This is a genomic window from Leptolyngbya iicbica LK (genome assembly GCF_004212215.1).
GTDB classification, from domain to species: domain Bacteria; phylum Cyanobacteriota; class Cyanobacteriia; order Phormidesmidales; family Phormidesmidaceae; genus Halomicronema; species Halomicronema iicbica.
Genome location: NZ_QVFV01000013.1, coordinates 15942 through 39114, shown reverse-complemented (window position 1 = coordinate 39114; position 23173 = coordinate 15942). Strand labels below are relative to the sequence as shown.

16 protein-coding genes and 1 tRNA gene are annotated in these 23173 nt (G+C 55.1%); 10 read left to right on the top strand and 7 right to left on the bottom strand.

The features are described 5' to 3' along the window. Nucleotides 1-10: 10 nt before the first annotated feature. The 4 genes from DYY88_RS23540 (at nt 11) to DYY88_RS23525 (ending at nt 4143) form a co-directional block, all read left to right on the top strand. On the top strand, nt 11-718 hold the full coding sequence (locus DYY88_RS23540) for an NADH dehydrogenase subunit K (RefSeq protein ID WP_236146462.1): 708 nt from the start codon (nt 11-13) through the stop codon (nt 716-718). Further along, nucleotides 711-1244, top strand: coding sequence for an NAD(P)H-quinone oxidoreductase subunit J (locus tag DYY88_RS23535; protein ID WP_039726702.1), 534 nt, complete (start codon nt 711-713; stop codon nt 1242-1244). The genes DYY88_RS23540 and DYY88_RS23535 overlap by 8 nt, the downstream gene beginning before the upstream one ends. Before the next feature lie 449 nt (nt 1245-1693). Then, nucleotides 1694-2677 carry a M23 family metallopeptidase gene (locus DYY88_RS23530; protein WP_084607051.1) on the top strand — a complete coding sequence of 328 codons (984 nt, stop codon included), beginning with the start codon at nt 1694-1696 and terminating at the stop codon, nt 2675-2677. A gap of 254 nt (nt 2678-2931) precedes the next feature. Further along, nucleotides 2932-4143, top strand: coding sequence for an MFS transporter (locus DYY88_RS23525; RefSeq protein WP_039726703.1), 1212 nt, complete (start codon nt 2932-2934; stop codon nt 4141-4143). A gap of 43 nt (nt 4144-4186) precedes the next feature. On the opposite strand, the gene DYY88_RS23520 is transcribed toward DYY88_RS23525, so the two are convergent. Beyond that, nucleotides 4187-4867 (bottom strand): pentapeptide repeat-containing protein, encoded by a 681-nt coding sequence (locus DYY88_RS23520; protein WP_165390139.1) that lies wholly within the window; start codon nt 4865-4867, stop codon nt 4187-4189. A gap of 817 nt (nt 4868-5684) precedes the next feature. Here DYY88_RS23520 and DYY88_RS23515 point away from each other — a divergent pair. The 3 genes from DYY88_RS23515 to DYY88_RS23505 all read left to right on the top strand — a co-directional run bounded on the left by DYY88_RS23515 (nt 5685) and on the right by DYY88_RS23505 (nt 10206). Then, the gene (locus DYY88_RS23515; RefSeq protein WP_039726704.1) at nt 5685-6509 is read left to right on the top strand and encodes a phosphodiesterase; all 825 of its coding nucleotides are present in this window, start codon (nt 5685-5687) and stop codon (nt 6507-6509) included. 134 nt (nt 6510-6643) lie between these two features. After that, nucleotides 6644-8872: a PAS domain S-box protein gene (locus DYY88_RS23510; protein WP_044151188.1), complete on the top strand. Its 2229-nt coding sequence runs from the start codon at nt 6644-6646 to the stop codon at nt 8870-8872. Between the two features lie 194 nt (nt 8873-9066). Continuing rightward, complete coding sequence (locus DYY88_RS23505; RefSeq protein ID WP_039726705.1) at nt 9067-10206, top strand: site-2 protease family protein; 1140 nt, start codon at nt 9067-9069, stop codon at nt 10204-10206. A gap of 106 nt (nt 10207-10312) precedes the next feature. Here DYY88_RS23505 and DYY88_RS23500 read toward each other — a convergent pair. The 5 genes from DYY88_RS23500 to DYY88_RS23480 all read right to left on the bottom strand — a co-directional run bounded on the left by DYY88_RS23500 (nt 10313) and on the right by DYY88_RS23480 (nt 15962). After that, a tRNA-Met gene (locus tag DYY88_RS23500) sits at nt 10313-10389 on the bottom strand. A gap of 367 nt (nt 10390-10756) precedes the next feature. Beyond that, the gene (locus DYY88_RS23495; protein ID WP_039726706.1) at nt 10757-11428 is read right to left on the bottom strand and encodes a hypothetical protein; all 672 of its coding nucleotides are present in this window, start codon (nt 11426-11428) and stop codon (nt 10757-10759) included. 137 nt (nt 11429-11565) lie between these two features. Next, nucleotides 11566-12228 carry a hypothetical protein gene (locus DYY88_RS23490; RefSeq protein ID WP_130199585.1) on the bottom strand — a complete coding sequence of 221 codons (663 nt, stop codon included), beginning with the start codon at nt 12226-12228 and terminating at the stop codon, nt 11566-11568. 937 nt (nt 12229-13165) lie between these two features. Continuing rightward, nucleotides 13166-14770: a bifunctional ADP-dependent NAD(P)H-hydrate dehydratase/NAD(P)H-hydrate epimerase gene (locus tag DYY88_RS23485; protein ID WP_039726707.1), complete on the bottom strand. Its 1605-nt coding sequence runs from the start codon at nt 14768-14770 to the stop codon at nt 13166-13168. Nucleotides 14771-15041: 271 nt separating this feature from the next. Continuing rightward, nucleotides 15042-15962 (bottom strand): hypothetical protein, encoded by a 921-nt coding sequence (locus DYY88_RS23480; protein ID WP_039726708.1) that lies wholly within the window; start codon nt 15960-15962, stop codon nt 15042-15044. Nucleotides 15963-16100: 138 nt separating this feature from the next. On the opposite strand from DYY88_RS23480, the gene mnmA reads away from it, so the two are divergent. The 3 genes from mnmA to DYY88_RS23465 all read left to right on the top strand — a co-directional run bounded on the left by mnmA (nt 16101) and on the right by DYY88_RS23465 (nt 20826). Further along, nucleotides 16101-17261 (top strand): tRNA 2-thiouridine(34) synthase MnmA, encoded by a 1161-nt coding sequence (gene mnmA, locus DYY88_RS23475; RefSeq protein ID WP_367889323.1) that lies wholly within the window; start codon nt 16101-16103, stop codon nt 17259-17261. A gap of 100 nt (nt 17262-17361) precedes the next feature. Continuing rightward, the gene (gene sat / locus DYY88_RS23470) at nt 17362-18540 is read left to right on the top strand and encodes a sulfate adenylyltransferase (RefSeq protein ID WP_039726709.1); all 1179 of its coding nucleotides are present in this window, start codon (nt 17362-17364) and stop codon (nt 18538-18540) included. A 21-nt stretch (nt 18541-18561) separates the two neighbouring features. After that, on the top strand, nt 18562-20826 hold the full coding sequence (locus DYY88_RS23465) for a caspase family protein (protein ID WP_039726710.1): 2265 nt from the start codon (nt 18562-18564) through the stop codon (nt 20824-20826). A 17-nt stretch (nt 20827-20843) separates the two neighbouring features. Here the strand turns inward: DYY88_RS23465 and proX are convergent, their stop codons facing one another. Continuing rightward, entirely contained in the window at nt 20844-23021 is a 2178-nt protein-coding gene (gene proX, locus DYY88_RS23460; protein WP_130199584.1) for a glycine betaine/L-proline ABC transporter substrate-binding protein ProX, read from the bottom strand. Between the last annotated feature and the right edge of the window lie 152 nt (nt 23022-23173).

Sequence of the window (23173 nt, the reverse complement as noted above, 5' to 3'; positions counted from 1 at the left end):
TAAGGCACCGATGCTGGCTCCTGACGAGCGTTTGATAAATCCAGTTGGCGCTCCGACGGTAACCCAGGATCTCTCTGAAAATGTCATTTTGACTACGGTGGATGATCTGTACAACTGGACTCGTTTGTCTAGTTTGTTTCCACTGCTATATGGCACCGCTTGCTGTTTTATTGAATTTGCAGCACTGATTGGTTCGCGGTTTGACTTTGACCGCTTTGGCCTGTTGCCACGGGCCTCTCCCCGGCAAGCTGATCTGATTATTACTGCCGGTACCATCACGATGAAGATGGCTCCAGCGTTGGTGCGGTTGTATGAACAGATGCCTGATCCTAAGTATGTGATTGCGATGGGTGCCTGTACGATTACGGGCGGTATGTTCAGTATGGATTCGCCGACAGCAGTACGAGGGGTTGATAAGTTGATTCCGGTGGATGTTTACATTCCCGGTTGTCCGCCCCGACCAGAGGCGATTTTTGACGCGATTATTAAGCTGCGGAAGAAGATTGCGACTGAATCTTGGGCCGATCAATCCGCGATCGCTCAAACCCACCGATACCATACGACCCAGCATCAGATGCAGAGTGTTTCGCCGATCTTGACGGGCAAATATTTGCAGACGGGCACCCACGAAACGCCGCCAAAAGAATTGATGGCCGCGATGGGCATGTCGGTTGAATCTTCTTTGGAAGAAGCGAAGCAGGAGGAAGTCAATGGCTGATGCGGATGTAAATCAGAATGAGACTGCTGAAGATGGCGGGGCCATTGTTGAGGCCGGGCCCGTATCAAAGTGGCTGACTGAGAATGGCTTTGGTCACGAGTCTTTAGCTCCTGATCATTTAGGAATTGAAGTGCTAACGGTTGAACCGCAGTTTTTGATTCCTATTTGCACGGCTTTGTTTGCTTATGGGTTTAACTATCTGCAATGTCAAGGGGCGTATGATGAAGGCCCTGGTAAGTCTCTAGTGAGTTTTTACCATCTAGTGAAAGTCAGTGATGATGCCACTAGTCCAGAAGAGGTGCGGGTAAAAGTGTTTTTGCCGCGCGAAAACCCGACGCTACCTTCGGTTTACTGGATTTGGAAGGCTGCTGACTGGCAAGAGCGTGAAAGCTATGACATGTACGGCATTGTGTACGAAGGACATCCTAATTTGAAGCGGTTGCTGATGCCGGAAGACTGGAAGGGATGGCCTTTGCGCAAAGACTACATTTCGCCAGATTTTTACGAATTGCAAGACGCTTACTAGGGCGCCACTTAGATTTATGGCTAGGTAGTTTGAAGGATGTACGGTTTGGCCGTGCATCCTTTTTAGTTTGACGATTTTAGTTGGTTGCAGTAGCTGACCCAATCACATGGGTGATTTAGAGGGGGGATGGGGCGATCGCGATGAGTAAATCTTGCTGCGATGCCTTGGCTATTGAGGGCGACTGAATTTCCTAAGAGGCTTCAATGAAAATTGATGAGCTTGTAATTCTAGCTGAGTATTTATGTTGAGATGAACTGGCTGGAGAGTCGATGCTGTGATGCCTTGGATTGGCTTAAGGATGAGAAAAAATTGCTGTGAATAAGTATTTTCAAACCGTTTGACGTTAGCGGGCGCGCTGAGTTAGGCATTTTTAGTATGGGTGACTACGTGAGGTTGTATAAACGTTGCAACACTCACGACACATACAACTACAAAGGGATGCATTTACCATGATTCAGTCAGCTAAATATCCAATGAGCCAGGGCATTTATCCGGGCCAGACCCGTGTATCTAGCGCAAAGCGGTATGCTCCGATTCCGGTGTGGCGGCCAGAACTTTTTGCGATCGCAACTCATGGCGCTCATTCATTAGCGAACGAGGCACTGCAGCTGGCGGGGGCGGGGACGATTTTACAAACATCGACGGTTTTACAGGTTTCGACTTCCCTGCAGTCAAAACAATCGCGACGTCGCAGCCGCAAGCGACCCAGTCCCGCGTCAATTTATCTCGGTATCTGGTTCTTCGTACTGCCGTTTATCAATACTTGTGTATTTGTCGGGCTACTGATCTACACCGTCATGGGTCAAAAAGCGAGTAGTGCCCCGGTGCCCATCTTGGCTCAGCCATTTTTGCCCACGGGGAATGCCAAGTTGTCGGAGACCGGCGTCGCGGGGACAACTGTGGCAGAAATGGCTACAGACACTCAGACCTCTAGCTCCTTCTTGGCTGCGAAATTGCCACTGCTGCCCATGCCCGCACCGATTTCAGAAATTGGCGCAGACGCAGATGTGAAAGTCGCTGCTCCCACGCGAGGTCAGGCGTTGGGTGATTTCCGTTATCCCGTTGCTGGTTTTCCCCTGTCGAGTCCTTTTGGTGAGCGTGTACACCCGATTTCTAAGCAGGTGCGATTTCATGAGGGGGTCGATTTTGCTGTACCCACAGGGACTCCTATCAAGGCTGCCGATGGGGGGCGGATTAGCCGTGCAGGCAGCAATGGGGGCTATGGCAATGTGATTGAGATTGATCATGGTAATGGCTTTCGGACTCGCTATGCGCATTTAAGCGGGTTTCAAGTATCGGTGAATGATCTGGTGGCCCAACATGAGGTGATTGGTTTTTCCGGCAATACGGGCTACTCCACCGGGCCGCATTTGCATTTTGAAGTGCTGCTCAATAGCAAACCTCAAGATCCATTGAAGTTTTTAGTGGATTAAGGGGGCTTTCCGGATGTTTTAGAGAGCGATCGCGCTTGGCCATCATCTTAGTCAAAGGGTAGAGCTACGGGCGATCGCTCTCTAGAGAGCCACTGGAGATCGGCCAATAACCAACGGTCCTCTTCCTATGTGGGTAGTCAAATTGGGGCTGTGGAGGCTAAGAATTGGCGATGGTCGCTGATATCTGAGCCTGCCTGAGCACCGTTCCTTGACATCTTCCGGCATGATGGAACGGGCACTGTTGCAGAGGAATTATGGCCGATCGTTCGCAGCGTTTACCGTGGCGCTTTTGGATTATTACGCTGGTCGCATTTATTAATGCGGTCAGTTTTACCATCATCATTCCGGTTTTATATCCCTATGCCAAACAGTTTGGCCTGAGCGACTTTCAGGCCAGTTTGCTCACCACTGCCTATGCTGCTTCGCAGTTTATTGGGACACCGATTTTGGGTCGCCTGTCTGATCGAGTCGGGCGCAAACCGCTACTGATTTTGAGCTTGCTGGGGACGGTGTTAGCTAACCTGATGGCCAGTCTGGCCCCATTTGCCTGGTTTTTATTTCTGGCCAGAGTGTTGGATGGGGTGACCGGAGGCAATAACTCGATCGCCCAGGCGATTATTAGCGATATCACGAACCCTGAGCAGCGCACCCGGGCTTTCGGCATTTTTGGCGCCACCTTTCGTCTTGGGTTTGTGGCGGGGCCACCGCTGAGTTATTTGGCGCAGGTGGTGCCGCCGCTGCCTGGGATCTCATCTTTGGGGATGAGTTTTATGGTGTCAGCCGCGATCGCCCTTATCGCCACAATCCTCTGCGCGGTCTGCCTGCCAGAAACCCATCAGGTCTGCGAGCAATTTGAACTGACTTGGTCAGACTTTAAGTTGGGGCGCATTGTGCGATCGCTTCAGAATCCCCGCTTTGGCCGCACCTTTCTTGTGACGTTTTTGAGCGGCTTTACCTTCACGATTTTCACGTTTGCATTTCAACCCTTTTTCTTGAATATTTTGGGACAAACGCCAGGACGACTCGCGCTCATTTTTGCGGTGTTTGGCATTATCGGCTTTATGACTCAGGTGTTTGGGCTAGAGCCATTGCGCCAACGATTCAATGTGGTCAACATTTTGGCGTTTATGCTGGCCGCGCGAGGCATCTGTTTCTTGCTGATTCCCACGTTTCCGACGATTCAAGCGTTTGTGGTCATTACGGTGGTTTTTGCAGCGGTCAACTCCTTCCCCCTGCCGCTGATCGAGTCGATTTTGTCGCTGCGCAGTGGCCCGCAAGAACAAGGAGAAGTGCTGGGTACCAACGCCTCTTTTCTCAGTTTGTCGAATGCGATCGGGCCAGCAGTCGCCGGGGCACTGGTGAGCTTTGGTTACGGTATTCCTTTTTGGATTACTGGAGTGCTGACGATTGGCGTGGCCTGGTTTGCGCTCAGTTTACGGGAGTCAGCTTCGGCCCATTCCACATAATGGGCAATAAGGACTGCTATTCCGGTAAGGTCAGTCGATTGATTCAGTTGTTACGCAAATGCTTAGCCAGCCTTGAGTACGCTGAGATATTCGCGATCGAGACGCTGGCCTTGTTGGGATCGTCATCAATTTCATTTTCGCCGACGAGGCAATAGCCGTCGGGCATGATGGTGTAGCTCATCTTGGCGGCCTCTAGCGGCACATTTTGTAGATTGGCCCCCGTCAAATTAGTGCCAAACAACGATGCCCCCGACAAGTTAGCCCCCGTGAGATCGGCTCCGCGCAAGTTGGCACCATTGAGATTGGCCCCTGCTAATGTCGCTCGCTGCAGATTGGCCTCACTGAGATCAGCCCCGCAAAGATTGGCGGAGGATAAGAGGGCATCACGCAGGCAGGCTTGATGCAAATTAGCCCGAATCAGGTCAGCGGCAATGAGGTTAGCTTTATCAAGCTGCGCCGACTGTAAGCGAATCCGCATGAGCGTGGCCCCGGTCAAAATGGCGTGACGCAAATCGGCATGTTCTAAATTGGCTGATTCGAGGTTGATAAACGGCAGATAAACCCCACGCAAGTCGACAGCTTTTAAGATTAAATCGCTAAAGTTTTCCTGGCCGGCCTGGTAAGCATCGAGCAACTGTTGGGGATGGCGAATCGGTGATTTCACGGCAGCCTTGAAGGGGATGTCGGTAATTCTGGGAGGGTAACCGCAATGGGTACGAGGCAAAACGCAACCGTCCTTTATCCTAACAGCCGCGATCATCCGGACTGCTAAGTAGTTCTACGGAATCGGGCCGGGGTTAAGAGGGAGCATGCAGAACTACGATGTTCAGGAATTTCAGACTCATTTCCTGCGGTTGTGACGGCAACCGTGAGAATGAGCCCTGGGCTCTGCGCGGTCTCGGTGACGATAGGATGCAACCAGGATACATTTGACGATCAGGCAGCAAATACCAAGGGCGATCGCGGTCATGTAACCATCCTGATGTCTTAATTGTGGCTTAATTGGCGCAAAATATCGGTTGTTGGCTGGCAAGACTTTACGTTGGTGAGGCAAGCTGCTGTTGCGGGCCATGGTAGGGCGATGCGTGGCTGTAAAGTGTGCCTGGTGTCGATTGAGCTCTCTCCTGATTCGCCAGTCTTTCAAGATCTCTTGGTCGATGACAGGGCTGTCGTTTCTAACACGCAGGTTGTTGGCACCAGCTTGTTGTGAGTAAGGCGATATGGAGCATGTGGACAACCCTGAAATCCAGGTCCTGAATGTAAGGGTTTAGCGTGAAGCTCTCTGCCGGTATTGAATCCCCTCTGAGGCGGGGCGTTGGGGTGGCTTAGTCAAGGCATGACCGATATCTGACCCACCCTGCCCTCCGGGCACCCCTCATCGGAGAGGATCAGCCATTCCGAACTAACGCTAAACATGTACTCCTGAATTTAGACCCTAAAATGCAGGGTTCACCGGTCATTCGTGGTGTTGCCAGCAATTGTGGGTGCCAGAGATTCGAGGGTAGTCTGGCAGAGGCAGAGTTTCCGCATCCCCAATACCCATGATTATTGTCCAAGTTTCTGACTTACATGTGCAGCCTGCAGGCCAGCGAGCCTATGGTATTGTCGACACCAATCGCTACTTGCAAGCTGCGGTGCAGCAGATTAATCGGTTGTCGCCCCAGCCCGATTTAGTGGTGGCTACGGGTGACTTGGTCGATGAGGGCAGCGTTGAGGAATATGAACAGCTTCAAGCGCTTCTAGCCCCACTCAAAGCCCCCTTGTATTTGGTGATGGGCAACCATGACGATCGCGCGGCCTTCCGTCAGGTGTTTCCCAACTTGTCTTACGTCCCGGCTGAGGGCTTTGTGCAGTATGTGGTTGAAGACTGGCCGCTGCGGCTGATCGTGCTCGATACTTTAGTCGAGGGAGAGGGGTACGGCAATATTGATCGCGATCGCCTGACTTGGCTCCGCGATCGCCTAGCCGAAGCGCCCGATCGCCCGACCGTCATCTTTATGCATCATCCCCCGTTTGAGAGCGGCTTATATGGGATGGATCGTCTGCGGTGTCGGGGGGATGTCGCGCTCGCGCAACTCATTCAGCAGTATCCCAACGTGCAGCGGGTGGCTTGTGGTCATCTGCATCGCTCGATTCAAACTTTGTGGGCCGGCACGTTGTGTACTGTTGCGCCCAGCACGGCTCACCAAGTCGCCCTCAAACTTGCTGCCGATGCCCCGCCGACTATGGTGATGGAGCCGCCCGGTTTGCATCTGCATCTCTGGCATGAGGGGACTGGGTTGATTACGCACACAGCCTTTATTGGCGACTTTGATGCCTACTCTTATAAAACTAAGGAGAAAGTCAACTTGTATGAGTCGGCATGACTCGATCGCCGACAATCTGGCGATGGCTGGTGGGGAGACAGTTTACCCACCAGCGATGTGGGCTGCGAGGGGATGACTCCTCGGCTGCGGGCTCAAACCACTACAATTGTGTCCACATCATGCCATCAAAATTTATGCCGTCGAATTTGGGTCAATTACAGTCGCTAGCGAACTTGTGGCGATCGCGGCTGTCGCGGCGCATTGTGTTTTGGGTCTTTCTCAGCATTGTGGTGATTGAGGCCATTATTTTGGTGCCGTCAGTCATGCGGCGGGAGCGGGAGCTGTTGAATTATTTGCGATCGCTCTCCACAGCCCAGGCCGAAGGCATCTTGAGCAGCCAAGGGGATTTGATGGCGATTGACGACCAGTCGGTACTGGCCAGTCTGGAAACGTTGCTCCGGAATGAAGTCATTTTGGGTGGCACCCTCTATCGTGCTGACGGCACCCAGATCGGCAGCTTTGGTGAATTGCCCGAGCTAGCAGCTGCAATGCCTGAGCTGCTGCCACAAGTTTTGACGGAGCGCGATCGCTACAACCGCCGCACCCAACGCTACGATGCCGTGTGGGAAATGTCGCCCCTAGAGGGACGCTATGAGCTGATTATTCGCCATGATGCGACTTGGGTCGGGCGGGAGTTTTACTACTTCATTGGTCGCATCATCGGGCTCGTGCTGATCATTTCCGTTTTTGTCACCGGGGCCACCATGATCGTGCTGGATCGGTTGGTGATTGCCTCAGTGCTGGCGCTGCGACGCGACTTGCGGCGTGCCGGTCAGACCTTGCGGCGCAACGAGGATGCGCGATCGCTTCCGTTTGAATCGGTATCGCCGGGGGCATCGCGCCCGGACGAACTGGGCGACGTGATCATGGCGTTTGAGGAAATGGTCAATCAGGTGGGGGAAGCGATCGCCGAGCGAGATCAAGCCGAAGCCGATCTGCGCCTATCAGAAGAGAAGTTTTCCAAATCGTTTTATGCCAGCCCCAACCCGATGAGTTTGAGCGTGTTTGACACGGGGGAACTGTTGGATGTCAATGACAGCTTTCTGACGCTGTATGGCGCCGAGCGGGCTGCCGTCATTGGGCAAACGGCTGCTAGTTTGAAATTGTGGGCTGATATTGGCGATCGCGCTGCCATGCTGCATCGCCTGCGACAACAAGGCTTCATTCGCAATCAAGAATATCGCTTTTGCTGTGCCCAAGGCACCAGCCGCACCGTGCTCTATTCCGCTGAAATCGTACAGCTCAACGGTCAGGAGTGTATTTTGTCAGTCTCCAATGACATCACTGAACGCAAAGCTGCCGAAGATGCCCTCAGTGAGAGCGAGCAACGGTTTCGAACGCTGGTGGAGCAGGCGACAGATGCCCTCTTTGTGGTGGATACGGATGGTCGCTTCATTGATGTCAACGAGGAAGCTTGCCATACTCTGGGCTATACCCGTGCTGAACTGCTGCAACTGTCGGTGCCCGATGTGCAAAAGTCGGTATCGATGTCCGCATTGGCCCAAGATTGGGATTTGGCTGCTGGGCAGGCCGTGACTCGCGAAGGCATCCATCAGCGCAAGGATGGCAGTCAGTTTCCGGTCGAGGTGCGCATTGGTCGCATTGATATCGGCGGCAAGCCAGTGCTGTTGGCGCTGGCCCGTGACATCACCGCCCGCCGAGCGATGGAGCAAGTCCAGGCTCGACTGGCCGAAATTGGGGAACTTGCCGCCATGATTGTGCATGAAGTGCGCAATCCCCTCACGACGATCTTGCTCGGGCTCAACTCTTTGACCCAGATGGAGTTGCCGCCGCGATCGCAGCACCGCCTCGCCTTTGCGCTAGAAGAATCCGAACGCCTACAACGGCTGCTCAACGAAATCTTGATGTATGCCCGCGAGCAGCATTTAGAGCTGGAACCGTTGGCCCTGGGGCCATTTTTACAAACGCTACACGCAGAATTCAGCCATCAGCCGGTGGCGCAAAATCGGCAGCTCCACACGATTGGCCTGGAGCAAACCGTCACGGTGAATGGCGATCGCGATCGCCTCACACAAGTTTTCATCAATCTTCTGAGCAATGCCTGTGAGGCCTGCCCCGAGGGCGATCGCATCACCTGTTCGCTCTGCGTGAATGATGACACTGTCAACATTCACGTTCACAACGGCGGTGACCCCATCCCGCCAGAGACCTTGCCGAAATTGATGCAACCCTTTTTCACCACCAAATCCACTGGCAATGGCCTTGGCCTCGCTATTACCCGCCGCATTGTCGAGGCCCACGACGGGGCGATCGCCTTCACCTCCAACGCCGCAAGTGGGACGACTGTGACCGTCACCCTCCCCCTCAAGGTGACGCCGTCGGTCACGTTAAACCCGGGCTGAACTGATCCCATGCCGGATAGTGCAGCACCAGCGTGCTGCTAAGACATCGGCAAAACCGAACTGTTTGCTTCGGACTTTACGGCTCCAGCAAGAGGAGTGAATTTTAACCTTTCGTTACAATAGGGATATAAACGCGGAATGACTTCGAGTTGTTTGGGGTTATGCCGCACTGATGAAAATTTGAGGTGCCCCATATGAACGGCAATATACGGGTGGGCAGCCTATTCGGGATACCCTTCTATCTCAATGTGTCCTGGTTTTTGGTGTTAGCCCTGGTGACTTGGAGTTATGGCAGCGGTTTGGCCGACGCCTTTCCTGCATTACCGGGGACGACTCCCTGGTTACTGGGTTTGTTTGCCGCCCTCTTGCTTTTTAGTTCGGTGTTGGCTCACGAACTGGGTCACAGTTTTGCCGCCCTACGTCAAGGCATTGGCGTCAATTCCATTACGCTGTTTCTCTTTGGGGGACTGGCGGCGTTGGAAAAAGAATCTGATAGCCCTGGCGGTGCGTTCAAAGTGGCGATCGCGGGTCCGGTAGTGAGTTTGTTGTTGTTTGCTGCTCTGTTCACAGCGGGACAAGTCTTGGCACTGAGCGGCCCACTGGGCGCGATCGTGTCTTTGCTGGCTTACATCAACCTCGCGCTGGGAATTTTTAATTTGCTGCCAGGGTTGCCCCTCGACGGCGGTAACGTCGTGAAGGCGATTGTCTGGCGGATTACAGATGATCCTTACAAAGGATTGGCGTTTGCGAGTCGGGCCGGTCAAGTCCTGGGTTGGTTAGCCATTGCGATCGGTGCTGCCGCCATCGCGGGGATCAGTCCCATCGGCAACGTGTGGACTCTGTTGATTGGCTGGTTTTTACTGAGTAATGCTAATCGCTCGGCGCAGTCCGCGACTGTCCAGCAACGCTTAGAAGGTTTGACGGCGGCAGATGCCACAGTTAGCGATAGCCCGATCGTGGCTCAAGACGTTTCACTGCGCACTTTTGCCGATGACGTGGTGCTTAATACCCATGGCAACTGGCGCAAGTTCCTTGTGGTGAATGAGACGGGAGCGCTGGTCGGTACGGTCTCGATGGACGCGCTGCAAGAGACGCCCCGCGATCGCTGGGCCACAACCCGTGTCGCAGAAGTGATGTCGACCGACATACCACTGACCACGATTGAGTCTGATCAACCGCTGCTAGAGGTCATCCGCACGTTAGACGAGAAAAAGCTGTCGGTGCTAGCTGTGATTCGTGAGAATGGTCAGCTGCTGGGGCTGTTGGAAAAGCAGGCGATCGTTCATCTGATGCAGGGTCAGCCTTCGAAAATGCAATCTGCCACCGCAGATTAGGTTGATTCACTAAAGGTGACTGCCCGCATGAATAAAGCTACAAGGCGATAAAAGCGTCAGACAGCAAAAAGCCCAGACAGATATCTGTCTGGGCCTTTCATTTATTTGGTGGCGGGGCATGGATTTGAACCATGGACCTTCGGGTTATGAGCCCGACGAGCTACCAGACTGCTCTACCCCGCGTCGGCTTATGTAGTATAGCGAACAAAGTTCAATTGCGACAATGAAATTGCCGAAGAAATAAAAATCGCTCTTTTTCTCTACGTCAGCTCTAGGAAAAGTCCCTGGGATTCAGGGATGGTCAATCTAATTTCATCGATTGATCGCGCGATCGCAACACCGCAAACCATGAAATAAGCCGCCATTGGGGACGGTGCCCTATTGGATCAGCCAATACTCTCAGGAGGAACTCAAGGGCACCGTCCCCTGATGAGGTCTCGACCGTGTCTTGAAACCGTTTTGGCCTGACGAATGGATCAGCGACTCGTGGCGCTGGGCTGATTTCCTGCGACTTTGGCAAGTTAGAACGTGCCCTAAATAAGCCTGGCTTTTATTTCTCAACCGCTGTCTCGGCCGCTTTCAGTTGGTCAGTGGCGAGATCCTCGACATCCTCGGCAACGGGGACGATTTGAGACTCGGCCTTATCGAGTTCTTCGTCAAATGCTGCCGCAGCGCGCTCTAACTCTGCTTCCAGCGCTTCCGCCGCCTCTTCATTGGCTGCTTCTAACTTTTGCTGAATGGAGGCTTTTTCATCTTCTAATTTTTGCTCTAGAGCGGCTTCGGTTGTTTGTACGGTGTCTTTAACCGTCTGGACTAGTTCAGATGTCTCATCGGCTGCGGCATCCGTGAGGTCTTCAGTCGGGGCGATCGCTTCGACACTATCTTTGACCTCAGCAGTACCTTCTTTAGCGGCTTTGGTCACTTCCTCAGTCGTCTCTTTAACGGTTTCCTTAGCGGCCTCTGTCGCCGCTTCGGTAACGTTTTTTGCCGCCTTAGTGGTGGTGTCACTCACGGTTTCTAGGGTGTCTTCTGCCGCCTCAACGCTGGCCGCGTCAGTAGTAGTGCGGTCTTGAGGCTTCTTCAGACTATCGGTGACAGATTCCAATTGGGGCAACTCGTCTGGCGTTGTCGTGCTGCAAGCTACCGATCCCAGCAGTAGGCTCAGGCCAGCGATCGCGACCAGCAGTAGTCGCGCTAGGCGAGAAAATATAACCTTCAACATAGCTCCCTCGAAGTTACGAATGTGACTCATCGCGCCACACTTGCACTTTCACAAAGGGATCGCCGGTCTGACAAGCGCTAATCGATAGAAGAATGCCAGAGATTTTGGGCACTGGCGTCATCGAGCACCGTGGCGGCTTACCAATCGCCGGTCGCGACTGTGAGCGTTGCCCCGGTGTTTTCTAGCACCACGAGCGGTAATGTGGCGGCACTCTCAACTCGCTCAAATTGGAGAAAGCGCAGTCCAGTGGTGGTGGGTTCAACCGTCATTTGATACTGGTCGCCCGTCCAGGTGAAATCGACGACTTGATAGCCGATTAACCACATTTCGGCGCGCTCACCCGCGTTGATGGCGGTGGGGCGATCGCCCTCATAACAGGCCGACATTTCATCGATCCCCGTCCAAACGCCACTCAGGTAGATCGGTTCCGTGCGGGCGCTTAAACCATAGGTCGTAAAGGTGATCAGCGATTCATGCCAAAACTTTTCAAACAGGCTTTGCAGCGGTTCCGTGGCCAAGGCTTCGCCGTAACGGGGATTTTCCTGCAGGGCGGTCGTCTGTTCTTCGAGACTGGGACGTTGCCAATCGTCGATCTCGCCACAAATGTCGTAGGCGATCGCGGTGGGGGGGGCCGTCGCGATCGCCACTTGAGTGGGTCCCGACTGCACCACGGGTAACGCCTGTGCTGACGATGACGGTGACTCTGCGAGCCGGTGCAATGATGGACAGCCTGCTAATCCCAAGCTGCCGACTAATAGTCCGGCGAAGCCAATAGTTGATAACGAAAATCCTGTCTGCATCGGAGAGATCCTTAGTGCCTGGACTGCAGCCCTCACTGGGGTTGCAGATCCGGTTAGTAAACGAAGATGAGTTCTGCAGGGGGCAAAACTCGGGGCCGCTAAGTTGCTCACAGCCGCGAAGGATGTCGCCCAGCCAGCGATCGCGATCGGTCTGCCCAACAGCAGTAACCAGCTGGTTTACCACGTCCTTATCGATCTACGGCAGTTTATCGTCCCAAAATTGGCTTGAAGACGCCATGCCTCAGGGTGATGACTCCCCCAGACCTGACATCCAAACGTCTAGCACTTACTGCTTGCGGTCATTTCTAACGGCTAGTGCTGACTTCACTATCGGCATCGTGATTGCTCGATAATTGTCTGAAGCCGCCGATGAGAGTCCGGTTTGATGCCGATGAAGTCAGCTAGTGCAATGCATTCATCTGTAGTTGCCGTCGGCGCTCTTGACGATGATGTACTCACGAGTGGGTCGGAGTCTTCATAACCATGCCGCAGATGCAGTGAATTGCTATCGCAAACAGTCAGAATTAGCTGAGGGGTGACTTATAGGAGCAACTTAAATCTGTATTACTTTTAGCACATGCTTCGTCCGGAAAGATTGCAGTTTTAGGAAACTTGAGCTGATTACTGCTGTTGACCCAATCGCCTTTCCGATAAGCGTTTGCACTCCCAATATAGAAACCGTTGGGGGCGACTGGCGATGACTCAGTTGAGTAAGGAGCACTGGCTATGGTCGGTCATATCTATACGTGTGAGCTCCGTGATCCCCAGTAGCATCCAGTCCTATGACGCTAAGGTCCTGCCCAGGTGCGGGGACGCAAGCAAAGTATCCCGCTGGTACTGGACTCATGGCATGTGCTCGGCGGCCCAACCGTTCATTGACCGATCACGGTTCAGGCCCCGATCGCCGCCGCAACTTGATGCTTCCATCGATCGCCGACTACCACACTGGAGCCGTGGCGTTAGCGGTTTGGAGTTGCTCGGCTAGCACTCGCGGTAACTGTTTGGCCAACTCGCTAGCTGGGCACCCGAGCTCTGTCTGTTGAGCCGCAATGGCGCGGCCGGTTTGTGCATGCCACCACACTGCCGCGATCGCGGCATCCAGTAGCATCGTGTCGGTGACTGCGGTTTGTGCCAGTTGCGCGGCGAGCCCCGTGACCAGCCCCGTCAACACATCGCCGCTGCCGCCTCGGGCTAGGGCTGCACTGCTGTCAGGGTTGAACCACAATTGACCATCCGCATGGGCGATCGCACTAATGGCCCCTTTGAGAATGAGGGTAGAGTGGGCCGCGATCGCGGCTTGACTGGCGGCCAAGCTAGGGGATGCGGCAGCTTGCCACGGTTGGGGAAAGAGCCGCCGAAATTCACCCACGTGAGGCGTCAGGAGCGTGGGTGCTGTACGAGCGGCTAATCGACCCTTGGGATCATCCTCTTGTGCCAAGCTGTTCAAGCCGTCAGCATCCAGCACGAGGGGGCGATCGCTCTGCAACACCGCCTTCACTACGGAGGCCGCATCTATGGTTAGTCCAGGCCCGCAAGCCACGACATCGTAGCGATCCCATTCCCAATCATCGGGCAGTGCGGCGATCGCTCCCTGGGCAGTTTCAGTCGCCCCAATGACCAAGGCTTCGGGGAGTTGGCTCACCACCATAAGTCGCAAACTCTCCGGCACAACGAGGGTGAGCATACCGACCCCGCTGGCGAGCGCGCCTTGGGCGGCCAACAGGGCCGCCCCGGCATATTGCCGTGATCCCGCAATGAGCAGGGCATGGCCTGCGGTGTATTTATGGGCAATGGGCGATCGCGGCAAGGGCAGGCGGGCGATCGCGGCAGCGGCAGTCAAGCAGCAGGGCGGCGGCTGATCCTGCAAGGCGGGTTGGAGCGCTGTTAGCGGCACATCAAACGGGATCAAGTGACACTGTCCCACCCAGGGTTGCGCTCGATCTTGCAGTAATCCCAGTTTCCAGAGGCCCAGGCAAAGGGTATGCGTGGCCTGCACCGCGACGCCTAATACTTCCCCGGTATTGCTTTCCAAGCCCGAGGGCAGGTCGATACTGACGACGGGCACGGTGCCGGTGTTCAAGGTGCGGATGCCCGTCGCGAGTTCTCCTGTCAAGGGGCGTGTCAGCCCTAACCCAAATCCCCCGTCGATGAGCAGATCGCAAAAATTCAGCTCCTCACTCGCCTGGGTAAACCGGACGCCTAAATATTCCAAATAGGCTTTGTGTTGGGCGGTGAGTTCTTTCACTTGGGCGAAGGGATACCAGATAAGCATTTGATAGCCGCGATGATGAAGCTCGCGGGCGACGACCAACGCATCCCCACCGTTATGCCCCGGTCCCACAATGCACCCAACTAGAGGAAAGCGATCGCGGGGAAAGTGCTGCATAATCCACCGGGCGACTTTGCCTGCCACCTTTTCCATGAGCGCTGCTACGGGCATCCCTTCGGCAAAGATCGTTGCTTCCACGGCTTGCATTTGCTGGGCCGTGACAATCACCGAGGAGGCAAAGTCTGGCTGGTCGCGCAGTGGGGAATGCATCATGATGGCTTGGCTAATGGACTATCTAAATGATTTCAACGATTTCACTCGGTCAAGGTGTCTGATATGGATGGTTGCCCAGACTGATGGCAGCAGCAGCCCAGCGCTGGCAATAATAAAGGCCCTACGAGCATCTTCGTCCATAGGGCCTAATGTTTAGGCAATCTGATTCCGTATTCAATACCTATGCAATTGGGACGCGGCTATCCGAAATTGTGACTCAGTCCCGAGTTACTCGCGCGGCGATCGCTGCTAGTACTGGGAGCAAAGGCATTTACTGAAAATGCACCCGCGCACCCGCAATGCCCGAATCGCGCAGATAGTTATTCCATTCTTGAGCGATGTCGTAATCGCCATAAGGTCCCACCGCTACATGAGGACCACGCGGTGCAGTGCGCGATTGCACTAATACGCTGGGTGCGCCTAAAGACACAATTTGATTTGCGAGCTGTTGCAGTTCAATCGAGCTCCCTGGTACCACAACGTAGTAGCCCGATGCTAAGTTGCCTTGCACAACTGCAGGAGTTGTGAGCGGCGGCGGCGTTGCGCCCGTGGGCGGCCCGCTGGGATAACTGACGTTTGACGGGGAGGGTGGAAAAGCTGCAGCCGAAGTGGGGGCCGCAGAACCAAACGGGGCCGCCTGACCAAATTCGATGGTCGAAGGGGTGGCGGCTACCGTGTTGCTAGGAAAGGGTTGGGCAACCCCTTGACCCGTTGCGGGGTAAGCCAAACTGTAATCAGACGGTGGGGTAACTGCGATGGGGGCACTGGCATAGTCGGTGCTTTGGACATCGGCAGTGATGCCAAAGCCGGCTAATTCATTCGCTCGATATTGTGCATTTTCATAGGAGTTGAAGCGTCCAGCTTGGATCACTGACTGGCCATCAACAAAATTTACAAATGCCCCGGGCTCGACTTGCCGCACCTGCTGCAGTAACAGATCGCTACTGCCGTTAACGAGCACTAAATATTGATCTCCCGAGGTGGGCGCGACGCCGCTATTCGTTGGCAGTGGGGGCAAGGGGGTGGGCAGGGCTTGAGCGATCGCCCCATCCGTCACCCCTTCCGGCGCGGTCAAGGTAGCGGCGACACTCGGTAAAGCGATCGCCAATCCCAAGCCGCCGCCTAGCAAGCAGGCGATCGGTAGCCCGGATAGACGTGGCCGACACCACTGCCGAAACCGGGAAGTGACCATTGCATTTGACCAATGAGCAGAATGTGATTTCATAAGACGTGATCAGCTAAGAGCTGAGGGCTAGAGGGCGATGTCACAGATAAGCCATGAGCTGACCTCGGCCTTCCTACGAACAGTCGAGGCGAATGCTAGCCTAGGATAGTTACATTCATAGAAAAATTCCAGACTTTTTTGAAGATGAGCAAAATTGTTGTGGGCCTCTCTGGTGGGGTCGATAGTTCAGTGGCTGCCGCAACATTGCATCATCAAGGTCATGAGGTGATCGGACTGACCCTGTGGCTGATGAAAGGCAAGGGGCAATGTTGTTCAGAAGGGATGGTAGATGCGGCGCAACTCTGTGAAGAGTTGGGGGTGCCCCATCACATTGTGGATAGCCGCGATACCTTTCAAGCCAATATTGTGGATTACTTGGTCGAGGGGTATCAGGCTGGGGTGACTCCTCTACCGTGCTCGCAATGTAACCGCACGGTGAAGTTTGGCCCGATGTTGGACTATGCCCGGCGCGAGTTGGGGGCCGAGGCGATCGCCACGGGGCACTATGCGCGGGTGCGGTTTAACGAAACGACTCAGCGCTATGAGCTGTTGCGCGCCGTTGATCGCAACAAAGACCAGTCTTACTTTCTGTACGATTTAACCCAAGAGATGTTGGGCTCGCTGCACTTTCCGTTGGGCGAGCAGACCAAAGCGGAGACGCGCCAAATGGCCGAGCAATTTGGTCTGCACACCGCTGCCAAGCCCGAAAGCCAGGATTTGTGCCTGATTGAGCATCATGGCTCCATGGGACAGTTTTTAGAGAAGTATTTAGCGCCAAAACCGGGAGATATTGTGGATACCCAAGGGCGGATTTTGGGGCGCCATACAGGGGTACACAACTATACGATCGGTCAACGCAAAGGATTGGGCGTCGCTGCGGCGTACCCACTCTACGTCGTCGCCCTAGATGTTGGTCGCAACCAGGTGATTGTGGGCGATCGCGCGAGCGTTCACTATCCAGACTGTACCGTTCACCGCGTAAACTGGGTATCGGCAGCGCCCCCCACGGAGCCCCTCTCGGTCACCGTACAGATTCGTTATCGCTCAACGGCGGTGCCAGCCACGCTGGTACCGCTAAGCGCGGCCTCTGAGACCGAGGGCGCACGCGTGCAGCTGGTATTTGCCGAGCCGCAATTTGGTGTCACCCCGGGGCAGGCGGCCGTTTGGTATGACGGCGATCGCGTTCTTGGGGGCGGCATCATTGAGCCGCTGCCAGTGCAAGCCCGGGTAGATGCCGCGCTGGCGCAAGCGAGTGCTCCGACCTAGCGCTGCCAAGATTCCCGGTTCTTTCCTGATGTCACCGGACTCAGCGGGCGGCATTGGGAATACTGGACAAGTCCGTTTAGCAGTTTGAGAGGTTCGTATTTTGACTACATCCCTGGACATTAACGCCGCCCACGGTGGCACCTTGGTGCATCGCATCGCCACCCCTGAGCAACGAGAAGCTTTTTTAGAAGCTGGCGACACGATGCCCCGCATCACCCTCGATGAACGAGCGGTCTCTGATTTGGTGATGATTGCGATCGGCGGCTTTAGTCCGTTAGAAGGATTTTTGGGGCGCGCTGATTACGACACCGTCGTTACTGATATGCGGCTGGCTAATGGCCTACCCTGGGCGATCCCCGTGACGCTGTCGGTCGAAGCGACGATCGCCGACTCCCTCACCGAAGGCACGAAAGTTCGGTTGGATGACAGTGCCGGACGCTTTGTTGGTGTCTTGGAACTGACTGAAAAATACGCCTACGACAAGCAAAAAGAAGCGATCAACGTTTATCGTACCGACGAAGAAAAGCACCCTGGCGTTAAAGTCGTCTATGACCAGGGCGAGGTGAACTTGGCTGGCCCGGTCTGGCTGCTAGAGCGTGATCCCCATCCTCTGTTCCCGAAATATCAAATTGACCCAGCCGTCTCGCGGGTGATGTTTGCCGAGCGCGGTTGGCAAACGGTCGTCGGCTTTCAGACCCGTAATCCTATCCATCGCGCCCACGAATATATTCAAAAGTGCGCTTTAGAAATTGTGGATGGTCTCTTCCTCCATCCCTTGGTGGGTGCCACCAAGCAAGACGACATCCCAGCGGATGTGCGCATGCGGTGCTACGAAATTATGATGGAGCACTATTTTCCACAAAATCGCGTGATTTTAGCGATTAATCCTTCAGCTATGCGGTACGCTGGCCCTAGAGAAGCCATTTTCCATGCTCTAGTGCGGAAAAACTACGGCTGTACGCACTTTATTGTGGGTCGCGACCATGCGGGTGTCGGTGACTACTACGGCACCTATGATGCTCAGCATATTTTTGATGAGTTTGCCCCCGATGAGCTTGGCATTACGCCGTTGAAGTTTGAGCATGCTTTCTACTGCACTCGCACCAGTACGATGGCCACTACCAAAACGAGTCCCAGTTCTCCGGAAGAGCGGGTGCATCTGTCTGGCACCAAAGTTCGGGAAATGTTGCGCCGGGGAGAACTCCCCCCACCCGAATTTTCTCGTCCTGAAGTGGCAGCAGAATTGGCGCGGGCCATGCGGGTGGCTCAAGAAGTCTAGAAACAAAGGGGTGCCCCTGCTGTGACGCTGGGACGACGAGATTTTTTGCAGCGTTTAAGCGCCGTCCTGGCTGCTCTAGGGGTCACGGATAGCTGGCTGGCAGGTTCCGTGGGAGCCTACCAGTCAGCTTTTGCTGAAACGAATCAGCGCTTTGCCCTGTTAGTGGGCATTAATGCTTATCCGGAGAAAGTCTGGCGATCGCCCGCCAAGGTTGAAACTGAGCGATTTTTGCAGGGAGCCGTTACGGACGTTGAGCTCCAGCGCGAACTGCTGATTCACCGCTTGGGGGTAGACCCCCAAAACATCGTCACCCTGGCGAATGCGGAAGCGACAGTCAATCAAATTTTGACGACGGCGCAAAGCCATCTGGTGGAGCAAGCGAAACCGGGAGATACCGTCATTCTTCACTTTAGTGGTCTAGGTAGCCAAGCCACCCTGTCGGATCAGGCGACCGACCCGACATTCCCGACGTTGGTGGCCGCTGACAGCTACTGGCCCGATGAAACGATGCCCGTCATCCATGATTTATTTACCGAAAGCCTGATGCAGTTATTGGCCAAGCTGCGCGGCGTGAGGGTCTTGACGGTGATTGATGCCAGCTCGACATTGCCGCCCACGCTCCGGCGGGGTAACTTTCGGGTGCGATCGCGCCTCGCCTCAGCACAGGGTGCCTGGCAATCGCCAGCGTCGATTCCGCTGACCAAACCGACCAAAACGTGGCAACAGCTCGCCACCGACTGGCCTGGGATTTTGTTGCATCCCCAACTGGGCAACGGTGTCGCCCTCGAAGGCAACTGGCCGGATTTCAGCGCGGGACTCTTTACCTATGCGCTGACGCAACAGATTTGGATGAGCATGCCCGCCCAGCGCCAACAGTGGTTTATGCGTCGCATCGATCGCAAATTGTCGGCTTGGACAGGCACGGATCAGACTTCTGAAATTTTCGGCAAGGCGATCGCCCAGCGTCCCGGCATTCCCTTGTTGTCGGGGCGATTGCCGCAGCCCGCCGCCGATGGCGTCATTAAAACGATTGATCAGGCTGACCACAGCGCGATCGTGTGGCTCGGCGGTCTGCCATCAGGTTTGCTACCTTACTGTGAGTTAGGGTTGCAGCTGCAACCGCTCCCGACGTTGCCAGGACTCACCGCCGTGCCCGAAGGCGTCCTACAGGTCAAAACGTTGAACGGGTTACGCGCCAAAACCACGCTGAAAAATTTGACTGACCTCCCCATCGGGACGCCGATTATTGAAGTGGAGCGGCGTTTTCCCAAAGAGATTGACTTGACTGTGGCGCTTGATCCCGCCCTGGAACGGATCGAGCGAGTGGACGCGACCAGCGCCCTGTCCGGTCTGCCGTCGATCGCCACGACGGCTCCCGGGGAAGGGGTGGCGGATTGTTTATTTGGCAAAAGCCGTTCGCTCTTGAGTGCGACTGCGCCCTCCCCGGTGGCCAAATCGATTCCGCTGGAAGCCGCAGACCTCGCTTCTGAGCAGTCTACTGTGCCGCCAGGCTACGGCTTGTTCACCCCGGATGGGTCGCTCATTGCGGGCACCACCGCGGAAGAAGAAGAAGCGGTGAAAACGGCAATTACGCGGTTGACTGCAACGCTGCATAGTCTGCTGGCGGTCAAAATCCTGCGGTTGACGCTGAATCCGGTGTCGTCGCAACTGCCCGTGCGGCTAGTACTCGAAACTCAAGCCCCCGATAGCAAACTCTTATTGCTGGAAGAAACGCTGCGATCGCGTCAGCTCAACGGCAGTAGCTTGAGTCAGTCAGAGCGGCTAACGTTTGGCAGCTTAACGCGCAACCGCCCCGAACAGTATCAAATCCGCCTGCGGAATGCGGGGACCGAGACGGTGTATTACCTTTTGTTCAGTGTGGTGGATAAAAGTCGGCTGTCGGTTTACTGCCCGCCGTTCAACATGGCTGAAGGGAGCGAACAAACTAGCCAGGTGATTGCCCGAGAAAGCTCTCTGCCCGGCGATACGGCGATTAAGTATCCCAAAATGCCAGAAACGTCGTTTGCCCTGCAGCCCTTGAAAACGACGGAAGTATTTGCGGTCGCCTGCACTCAACCGCTGCTCAAAACTTGGAAAGCCATTCGCACCACTGGGTTTCGGTATCAGAGCGATCGCTGGGCAGTGATCTCAGATCCCCTGTCGGTGACCCAGGCGCTACTGCATGATTTGCATGATGCCAGCGGCAAACTCAAACCCAAACCGGATGCGCCAGCCGAGCATACCTTGACCTTGAAATCTAACGCTTGGGCGACCTTGTCCTTGTAAGCACTCTTGCAGGGGCACTAACCAAACCATTCCTGGTAGATTTCCTCATATTGCCCGGTTTCATACAGCTTGAGTAGCGTCGCGTTGATGGCTTCGCGGTAGGGACTATCTTGCTGGAGGGCGATCCCGTAGTTGAGGGATTGAAAGACTTCGCCCACAACTTTGTATTGGCCCTGGCCTTGGTGGGAGACAAAATATTGCAGCACGGGAGAATCGTAGACCACGGCATCCACTGATTTCTCAGTATCGACGGCGAGGTACAACGCCTCCTGGGTCGGAAATTCCTGAAAAAGCAGGTTGGTTTGCTCGTCCAGAAATTCAGCAGCCGCACTCTCCGCTACGGTGGCGACCCGTTTACCGGGCAGGTCTTCCAGACCGTTGATCACCCCTTGCAGCTCTTGCACCGTAAACGTGGTGGCAATGCTAGCGGTGAAGTAGGCAAAGACAAAATAGCCAGAGAACATCCAGATCAGCCCAAACACCCTGCCAGCAGGTTTTTTCGGCACTTTGTCGCCATAGCCGACGGTCGTCACCGTGACGGCGGCCCACCAAAACGCTTCCCAAATGCCGTGCCAATAGCTATCGGGAAATTCGTGGTTGTGCGTGCGTTCTGACCACCATAGGATGTGCGCCACGATGAGCAAGACCAAAATCAGGATGCCGACACCGTAATAAAGCCGGGGCGATCGCAACACCGCACCAATCACGGTCAGCAACTTGCTCAACTCACTTTGGTCACTGGGCACCAAGACTTGCAGCCCGGACTCGTAATAGGGGTAGGAAAAGTCGAGCCGTTCCTCGCGCTGAGACGTAATGCCAATGCCCGCGATCGCAATATCGGCGGCCCCGCGTTCGACTTCATCCAGCAGTTTGGCGACGGAGTTGACCCCCACCAAGTCATAGGGGAGCTGCAATTCATCGGCGATCGCTTCCCACAGGTCAATGCTAAAGCCCTGATATTGCTGGTCTTCGTAAATGACGAATGGCTCAAAGCGCTGGGTCACCACGCGCAGGGGAGCCGTCACCGAGAGCCTCGTGGGACCGACATCGGCGGCAGTCTCAGGCGAGCCCTCAGTGGGTGGAAGGTCAGCGATCGCCTGGGCCTGCACAAGCCAACTGTCTACGAGCTCGCGATTGGCCTGAATCCATTCCTGAGCCTGGCGGCGAATATCATTCTCATCTCCTTGGCCTGCCAACATTTGGGCATTTTGGGCAGCAATGTCTTCGAGGGGAATGGTGACTTGTTCGAGCAGCGATCGCACTGCCGGATTAGCGGCCAGAAACTCTGTATTAGCCACGGCGCGGATATCATTACGCGGAAACCCTAACGTGCAGGGATCAGCCACACAACCGACAATTCCGGTCATAGTTGTTTCACTTTCGAGCTGCTTTTGCCCCAGCGGCAAACTGGGATAGGGCACTTCCAACCACACGACATCCTCATCCGGTACCAGTTCGTTCACCGTCCAGTTCGGCGTCCAGGTGTAGAACAAAACGGATTCGCCCCGACGTTGACGGGCCACCGTGTCTTCCATCAGCGGAGCGTAAGCACCCTGAATATGCGCCACCGTTTCGGTCAGGCCATATTCCGCCAGGTGGTAATCGATGACCTCGGCACAGGCCCAATCTTCGTTGCAGCCGAGTAAATCAGCCCGACCGTCTTGGTCGCGATCGAACGCCTCAATCACTTCGGGTCGCTGTAAATCAGCCAGCGTGATAATATTCAGCCTTTCTGCGGTGGCTTTATCCACCAGATAGCCTTGCAACGCGCCGCCAGGCACCTCAAAACCGACAGGCTCCACCTGGCCCTGAATTTCTGGTTGTTCCAAATAGCGATTGTGCAATGGAAACCAACCACTGGCCCAAAGATCTACCTCGCCAGCCGCCGCCTGCGTGTAGAAATCATCATTGCTGAGGGTTTTTGGAGCCTTCACCCCATATCCCAACTCGATCAACAGCTCACGATAAATCTCGGCCTGAAACCACCCCGTATCCCAGGTGGGGCGGCCCATCGTAATCGTTGGCGCGGCTGAGCTGGCGGGCATCCCCTGTAGCAGACCGACTAGGACAACGCCAAGGATGGTCAAACTCCAGAGCGAGCGGCGGCGAAAGCCCCGGGGGAGCAGTCGCGGCATGGCCTGCTGACATGGGCGCAGGCAGGCAAACAGACATCGGCGAAGGGAAGAGAGTTTCATCACACTGGCAAGCACGCGATCGCGGCAGGTTGGCTGTTCCCATTTTGCAAGCTATCGCCGGTTCGAGCCGCTCCGGTTGGCGGATCTCCAGATCGGTGGGAGCGATCGCTCCCTTGAATACCGACAGTCAGCAGCCCTGTACTGACGCCATG

Bases quoted from the DNA above. Each gene is read 5' to 3' on its own strand.
- DYY88_RS23540 (WP_236146462.1), top strand. From the start codon at position 11: ATGCTGGCTCCTGACGAGCGTTTGATAAATCCAGTTGGCGCTCCGACG.
- DYY88_RS23535 (WP_039726702.1), top strand. From the start codon at position 711: ATGGCTGATGCGGATGTAAATCAGAATGAGACTGCTGAAGATGGCGGG.
- DYY88_RS23530 (WP_084607051.1), top strand. From the start codon at position 1,694: ATGATTCAGTCAGCTAAATATCCAATGAGCCAGGGCATTTATCCGGGC.
- DYY88_RS23525 (WP_039726703.1), top strand. From the start codon at position 2,932: ATGGCCGATCGTTCGCAGCGTTTACCGTGGCGCTTTTGGATTATTACG.
- DYY88_RS23515 (WP_039726704.1), top strand. From the start codon at position 5,685: ATGATTATTGTCCAAGTTTCTGACTTACATGTGCAGCCTGCAGGCCAG.
- DYY88_RS23510 (WP_044151188.1), top strand. From the start codon at position 6,644: ATGCCGTCGAATTTGGGTCAATTACAGTCGCTAGCGAACTTGTGGCGA.
- DYY88_RS23505 (WP_039726705.1), top strand. From the start codon at position 9,067: ATGAACGGCAATATACGGGTGGGCAGCCTATTCGGGATACCCTTCTAT.
- DYY88_RS23495 (WP_039726706.1), bottom strand. From the start codon at position 11,428: ATGTTGAAGGTTATATTTTCTCGCCTAGCGCGACTACTGCTGGTCGCG.
- DYY88_RS23490 (WP_130199585.1), bottom strand. From the start codon at position 12,228: ATGCAGACAGGATTTTCGTTATCAACTATTGGCTTCGCCGGACTATTA.
- DYY88_RS23485 (WP_039726707.1), bottom strand. From the start codon at position 14,770: ATGATGCATTCCCCACTGCGCGACCAGCCAGACTTTGCCTCCTCGGTG.
- DYY88_RS23480 (WP_039726708.1), bottom strand. From the start codon at position 15,962: ATGGTCACTTCCCGGTTTCGGCAGTGGTGTCGGCCACGTCTATCCGGG.
- proX (WP_130199584.1), bottom strand. From the start codon at position 23,021: ATGAAACTCTCTTCCCTTCGCCGATGTCTGTTTGCCTGCCTGCGCCCA.